General features: G+C 70.6%; 6 protein-coding genes and 1 pseudogene. 5 read left to right on the top strand and 2 right to left on the bottom strand.

The window, feature by feature from the left end; genetic code table 11:
- Nucleotides 1-89 precede the first annotated feature (89 nt).
- Together QZY48_RS13130 and QZY48_RS13125 are read left to right on the top strand one after the other, a co-directional pair.
- On the top strand, nt 90-1,070 hold the full coding sequence (locus QZY48_RS13130; RefSeq protein WP_295431303.1) for a phosphotransferase: 981 nt from the start codon (nt 90-92) through the stop codon (nt 1,068-1,070).
- A gap of 156 nt (nt 1,071-1,226) precedes the next feature.
- Nucleotides 1,227-1,925: a VIT family protein gene (locus QZY48_RS13125; RefSeq protein WP_295431302.1), complete on the top strand. Its 699-nt coding sequence runs from the start codon at nt 1,227-1,229 to the stop codon at nt 1,923-1,925.
- A 142-nt stretch (nt 1,926-2,067) separates the two neighbouring features.
- Here the strand turns inward: QZY48_RS13125 and QZY48_RS13120 are convergent, their stop codons facing one another.
- Nucleotides 2,068-4,002 carry a monovalent cation:proton antiporter-2 (CPA2) family protein gene (locus QZY48_RS13120; RefSeq protein ID WP_295431301.1) on the bottom strand — a complete coding sequence of 645 codons (1,935 nt, stop codon included), beginning with the start codon at nt 4,000-4,002 and terminating at the stop codon, nt 2,068-2,070.
- Nucleotides 4,003-4,004: 2 nt separating this feature from the next.
- Complete coding sequence (locus QZY48_RS13115; protein WP_295431300.1) at nt 4,005-4,661, bottom strand: NAD(P)H-dependent oxidoreductase; 657 nt, start codon at nt 4,659-4,661, stop codon at nt 4,005-4,007.
- 567 nt (nt 4,662-5,228) lie between these two features.
- Here QZY48_RS13115 and QZY48_RS13110 point away from each other — a divergent pair.
- The 3 genes and pseudogenes from QZY48_RS13110 to QZY48_RS13100 form a co-directional block, all read left to right on the top strand.
- Nucleotides 5,229-5,420 (top strand): hypothetical protein, encoded by a 192-nt coding sequence (locus QZY48_RS13110; protein ID WP_295431299.1) that lies wholly within the window; start codon nt 5,229-5,231, stop codon nt 5,418-5,420.
- Between the two features lie 39 nt (nt 5,421-5,459).
- On the top strand, nt 5,460-5,756 hold the full coding sequence (locus tag QZY48_RS13105; protein ID WP_295431298.1) for a hypothetical protein: 297 nt from the start codon (nt 5,460-5,462) through the stop codon (nt 5,754-5,756).
- A gap of 72 nt (nt 5,757-5,828) precedes the next feature.
- Nucleotides 5,829-6,178 (top strand): annotated as a pseudogene (locus QZY48_RS13100) (Uma2 family endonuclease); the annotation flags it as partial.

Below are 6,178 nucleotides of genomic sequence, written 5' to 3'. Positions count from 1 at the left end.
GTTGTCGTAATCGTGGTCGGATTATTCGACAACGACAACGACAACGACAACGTACCCGGGATCGCGGCCACCACCACCAGGAGTTCAGTTTGAGCGCACGGCACGACTTGTTGAGGCAATGGCTCGTCGCGGTCCTGGGCCGGGAAGACTTCACGCTGGAACCGGCCAGCGCCGATGCGAGCTTTCGCCGCTACTGGCGGGCGCGCTACCCGGGCCACACCCTGGTCCTGATGGACGCCCCGCCGGCCCAGGAGGACTGCGGCCGTTTCGTGGACCTGGCGCGGCGCCTGCGCGCCATCGGCCTGCATACCCCCGAGGTCTATGCCGAGGACCGGGCCCGCGGCTTCCTCGCCCTCTCCGACCTGGGCGACCGACTCTACCTGGCGGAACTCGACGCCCAGAGCGCCGACCGGCTCTATGCCGATGCGCTCGCCGCCCTGGCGGTCCTCCAGACGCGCGGCCCCCAAGACGGCCTGCCGGTCTATGACGCGCCCTTCCTGCTGCGCGAGCTTGAAATCTGCCGCGAGTGGTTCCTCGGCCGCCACCTGGGGCTCGCACTCTCGGCCGGCGAGCAGGCTGGCTGGGACCGGGCCTGCGAGACCCTGGTCGCCGCCGCCCTGGAACAGCCCCGGGTCTGCGTCCATCGCGACTACCACTCCCGCAACCTGATGATCACCGAGGCGCCGGGCCCGGGCATCCTCGACTTCCAGGACGCCGTTGTCGGCCCCGTCACCTATGACCTGGTGTCCCTGCTCAAGGACTGCTACATCCAGTGGCCCGCCGCCCGGGTCACCGGCTGGGCCCTGGGCTATCTGGACGGCGCCGTCGCCTCCGGCCTGCTCCCGGCGCTGGACCCGGACCAGTTCATGCGCTGGTTCGACCTCATGGGCGCCCAACGGCACCTGAAGGCCTGCGGCATCTTCGCGCGCCTGCATCACCGCGACGGCAAACCCGGCTACCTGAACGATATCCCACGCACCCTGGGCTACGTCCGGGAGGTTGCCGCCCGCTACCCGGAGCTGGCCGATCTCGACCGGCTGCTGACCGGGCGGGTGGTTCCGGCGCGGTAGTGCGCAAGTGCCGGACGGGGCAGGAGTCGTTGTCGTTGTCGTTGTCGTTGTCGAGGTTATCGTAGCCCCACCCCAAACTGCATCGCTTCTCCGATTACGACAACGACAACGACAACTTCGACAACGAGTTACTAACCCATCAACGAGGTCCGAACCATGCGGCCGAAGCATCGGGAGCACCACCGCACCGCACGTATCGCCTGGCTGCGCGCCGCGGTCCTGGGTGCCAACGACGGGATCGTCTCCACCGGCAGCCTGTTGCTCGGGGTGGCCGCCGCCCATGCGGCCCCGGAAACCCTGCTCGCCACCGGGATCGCGGGCCTGGTGGCCGGGGCCATGTCCATGGCGGCCGGGGAGTACGTCTCGGTGCACTCGCAAGCCGACAGCGAGGCGGCCGAACTGGAACAGGAGCGCCGTGAACTCGCCGCCGACCGCGGCGGCGAGGACCGCGAACTCGCGGCTATCTATGTCGGGCGCGGGCTTGCGCCGGACCTGGCAAAACAGGTGGCGGAACAGCTCATGGCGCATGACGCACTGGGGGCCCACGCCCGGGACGAACTCGGCATCACCGACACCTTCAGCGCCCGCCCCATCCAGGCCGCCCTGGCGTCCGCCGCGAGCTTCGCGGTCGGCGCGGCCCTGCCGCTTCTGGTCACCGTGCTCGCGCCCGGCGCCTACCTGATCCCCGTGCTGGCCGGTACCTCGCTCGTCTTCCTCGCCGTGCTGGGCGCCTTGGCCGCCCGCGCCGGCGGTGCCGGGATGGCGATCGGCGCCCTGCGCGTCACCTTCTGGGGGGCCCTGGCGATGGCGGTCACGGCCGGGGTCGGCGCGCTCTGGGGGACGACGGTGGCCTGAACGGGCCAGCACCCGAATGCCGGACGGGGCATTCGCCCCGTCCGAACCGTTTTCCGGCCCCGCCGACTCGCGCCAAGGCCCGGCGACGCAATAAACGTTAGGGACGGGGCGAATGCCCCGTCCCGCCCCGAAGCGGCCGCACTCAGGCCTCGTCGTCCAACTCCTGGGCGAAGCCCTTGGGCGGCGGGGTCCAGCCCCGCTCGGTGCGGTCGTGCAGGTCCCGGCGGTCGGCGTTCAGGGCGTCCTGCAGGGAGCCGACATAGGCGCGGATGTGCGCCTGCAGGGCCAGATTGCGGGCGATGTCCGGGTCCTGGTCCCACAGGTCGTACATGCCGTCCAGGCCCTCGGACTGGTGGCGGCGGAAGGCCCGGGTCATCCGCTCCACCTTGTAGGGGTGGAACCCCAGCCGCCGCAGGGCCGCGGCGCCCAGGCTGAGCGAGCCATGGTAGACCTCCCGCAGCGCCACGTCGGCCCCCGCCTTCTTGAGCAGATACATGTGCCCGACGTCATAGGCGCGGGCCAGGATGCGGACCTGCGGATAGGTCCGCCGGACATACTCGACCATCTCCACCGCCCGGTCCCGGTCGTCGATGGCGACGATGAAGAGGCGCGCCTGCGCGATCCCGGCCGCGTGCAGCAGGTCCGGGCGGGAGGCATCCCCGTAATAGCTCTTGATGTCGAGCTTGCGCAGCAGGTCGATCTGCTCGGCCCGGTGGTCCAGCACCACGGTGCGCACCCCGGCGGCCACCAGCAGGCTGTTGACAACCTGGCCGAAACGGCCGATCCCGGCGATGACCACCGCCCCCTGCTCATCGATGGTGTCCGGCGCCGGCTCGTCTGCGTCGGTGCGCAGCCGCGGGGCGATCAGGCGCTCATAGAGGATGAAGAGCGCCGGGGTCAGGAGCATGGACAGCGCCACCACCAGCGACAGGGTCCGCGCGAGCGCCGTCGGGATCACCGCGTTCTGCACGCAGAAGGCCAGGAGCACGAAGCCGAACTCACCGGCCTGGGCCAGGCTCAGGGCCACCAGCCAGCGGTCCCCCGTCGGCAACCGGAACAGCCGCGCCAGTCCCAGCAGCACCGCCGCCTTGAGCCCCATGACCCCGAACGTGAGGCCGAGCACGGTGGCATAGTCGGCGAACAGGATGCCGAAATCGATCCCGGCCCCGACGGTGATGAAGAAGATTCCCATCAGCAGGCCCTTGAAGGGCTCGATGGCGGATTGCAGCTCGTGGCGGAACTCGCTGTTGGCCAGCACCACCCCGGCCAGGAAGGCGCCGAGCGCCGGTGAGAGGCCCACCAGCGTCATCAGGAGCGCGGTACCGATGACCAGCAGCAGGGCGCTGGCGGTGAAGACCTCGCGCAGCCGCGAGTCGGCGATGAAACGGAACAGGGGCCGCGAGAGGTAGTGACCGCCGAGCACCACGGCCGCTATCGCCCCCAGCACCACCAGGGCATAGCCCCAGTCCGGCAGGCCGGCCACCAGCGTGGCGGCGCCGTGGGCGGACGGCGCCGTTGCCCCCCCGGCCGCGTTGCCGGCGGCGTCCCGCCAGCCGCCCGGCCGGGCCAGGAGCGGGATCAGGGCCAGTACGGCGATGACCGCGATATCCTGGAACAGCAGGACGGCAAAGCACGCGCGCCCCCCTTCGGTCTTGGTCAGGCCCTTTTCGCTCAAGGTCTGGAGGACGATGGCGGTGGACGACATGGCGAAGACGAGCCCAATGGCCAGCGCCAGGCCCCAGTAGCGCCCCAGCGCCACGGCGCCCGCGGCGATCAGGAGCGCGGTCAGGCCGACCTGGAGACCGCCGAGCCCCAAGAGGCGCAGCCGCATCTCCCACAGGCGTTGGGGCTCCAGCTCCAGGCCCACCAGAAACAGCATCATCACCACCCCGAACTCGGCGACCTGCTGGACGTCGTGGGTCTCCCGACCCACCAGGCCCAGGCCCAGGCCGGGACCGATCAGGATGCCGGCGATCAGATAGCCCAGCACCGAGCCCAACCCCAGCCGGTTGGCCACCGGGACCGCCAGCACCGCGGCGGCGAGATAGACGAAGGCGATGAACCAGATACCGTCCATGCTCAGGCACCCCGCAGCAGTGTCGCCAGGTCCGCGTTGAGCGTGGTCCGGGAGAGCGCCGCGGTCAGGTCGAGCCGATCCTCGCGCAGGGCGACGAGCACCCGCACCCAGTCGGCCACATGGCCCGGCATCCGCCCCTCATCCATCGCGGTGCGGGCGCCGAAGAGCGCAAAGGGCGGCAGGTAGACCATGCCGCACAGGCGCGCCATCTGCTCCAGCGGGTGGAGCAGTTCGCGGATGGTGAAGTGGTTGTAACCGGCGGCGCAGTAGGCCGCCTGCGGACCGCCGGCGGTCAGGGCATTGAAAAACAGCTTGCCGTTCAGGGCGCCGGCCCCGATACCGTAGGCAAAGCCGTGTTCCAGGACCAGGTCCTGCCACTCCTTCAGGATGGCCGGGGTCGAGTACCAGTAGAGCGGGTGCATGAAGCAGATCACCTCATGGCTCAACAGGCGCGCCTGTTCCCGATCCACGTTGATCTCGAAGGTCGGGTACTCGGCATAGAGGTCCACCAGGGTCACCCCCTCCAGCGGGGCGGCCGCCGCGGCCAGGGGCCGATTGGCCTCGGAGCGATCCAGCGACGGGTGAGCGAACAGGATCAGGATGCGGCGCCCGGCGAGCGCCCCGTCCCCCCTGGATAAAACCGGCGCCTGCGACGGCATGGTGCTCCCCCGGACAAGTGACTGTATGACTCAGGGTACAGGATACCCAAGGCGGGCGGTCGGGAAAAGCGCGTTGAGCCGCGCTGCGGTGCGGCCTGGGAGCGCCGCACCCCAGTGCGGCGCGATCTCGCAGCCAACCCCGGCGGTGCGGCTTGAGCGGAGACCGCGCCGCACTGGGGTGCGGTGCTCCCAGTAGCCGTTGCGGCTTGACCGAATGGCAGGCTGCAGGATCACTGCCGCTAAGTTCAGCGCCGCAGCCCAAGCGCCTGGAGTCCAAGGCTTCAGCCTTAGAGCGCGCCAAGGCTGAAGCCTTGGACTCCAGGCAGAGGCGACGCGGTCCGCGAGTGCGCCTTAACTTAGTGGCAGTGAGGCTGCAGGATGGGTAGAGCGCAGCGAAACCCATCATGCGCCCAGCGGACAGCGTGGATAAGACGCGCGGCACCGAGCCGGAAGGGTCCGGGACCGGCGCGCGCCGCATCCACTCGCCGAGAGGTCGGCGGTCCGCACAGCGGACCCTACGGGCTGGCCGACGCCGACGCGACCCAGGGCGGCCACGCCTTCCGTATCATGGCCGCCTACGAGACCTGGTTCGGGCGCGCGGGCGGGCAGGGCGCCCGGGAACTGGCCGCCCTGCGCCTGCTCGGGTTCTTCGACCGCCCGGCCGAGGCCGGCTGCCTGGCCGCGCTGCGGCAGGCACCGCCCATGGCCGGGTTGACCGAGCCCGACCGGGCCTGGCTGCTCAACCAGGCCGCCTGCTGACTGCGCGCGCTGGGCCGGCTGGCCGACAAGCGCACGACCTTGGCCAATGCACCGCACCAGCAGGGCGAACGGGGGCCGGCACTCGGGTGCTTCCGCGAGGCCGAGACCATGCAGGCGGAGCATCAGCCCCAGTACCCGCAGATCTACTCGCTCCCGGGCTACCGGTATTGCGACCTGTTGCTGGCCGGACCCGAGCGCACCGCCTGGCGAGCCTTGTGGGAGCGCAAGGCGCTGCCGGAGACCAAGACGGTCGAGTCGGACCTGAACGGCCGGCTCGCCGGGATCGAGCCGGAGGCGGCGGTCGCCGTCTGTCTGCGCTATTTCGACGCGCTCTAAGCGCCGCCCGGGGGTTGACTGGCGTGCGTCCAGGTGTTATCGAGGGAAAGATCCCAGCCGGAGCCACTGCGAATGAGCAATCGACAACCGAACCCTGAACAGGGTCCCTTCCGCGCCGATCAACTGCGCGACGGCGACCGTTACGAGCTGACCAATGGCCACCCGATCTACTGCGCCCCGTCCGGGCGCGACCACGCGGGCCCGAACGCGACCGGTGCCGCGCTGCTCGACAGCGACCCGGACGTGCAGTGGACCGGGGTCGCTGCCGGCTATTCGCCGGACCCCGGGACCCTGCGCGCTCCCGATGTCTCGGTGGCGGGCCACACGGGGGTGCCGGGCGGGGACGGCGGCTGGATCCCCGAGGCCCCGCCGCTCGCCCTGGAATACGCCGCCCGCGGACAGGACGAGGCGGACCTGCGGAC

Source organism: uncultured Thiodictyon sp. (assembly GCF_903828115.1).
Lineage (GTDB): Bacteria > Pseudomonadota > Gammaproteobacteria > Chromatiales > Chromatiaceae > Thiodictyon.
The sequence above is the reverse complement of the archived record's forward strand: the minus strand, read 5'-3'. Positions and strand labels throughout refer to the sequence as shown.

What these genes read in the sequence shown, in the direction of transcription:
- QZY48_RS13125 (WP_295431302.1), top strand. Translation starts at nt 1,227, where the DNA reads ATGCGGCCGAAGCATCGGGAGCACCACCGCACCGCACGTATCGCCTGG.
- QZY48_RS13120 (WP_295431301.1), bottom strand. Translation starts at nt 4,002, where the DNA reads ATGGACGGTATCTGGTTCATCGCCTTCGTCTATCTCGCCGCCGCGGTG.
- QZY48_RS13115 (WP_295431300.1), bottom strand. Translation starts at nt 4,661, where the DNA reads ATGCCGTCGCAGGCGCCGGTTTTATCCAGGGGGGACGGGGCGCTCGCC.
- QZY48_RS13110 (WP_295431299.1), top strand. Translation starts at nt 5,229, where the DNA reads ATGGCCGCCTACGAGACCTGGTTCGGGCGCGCGGGCGGGCAGGGCGCC.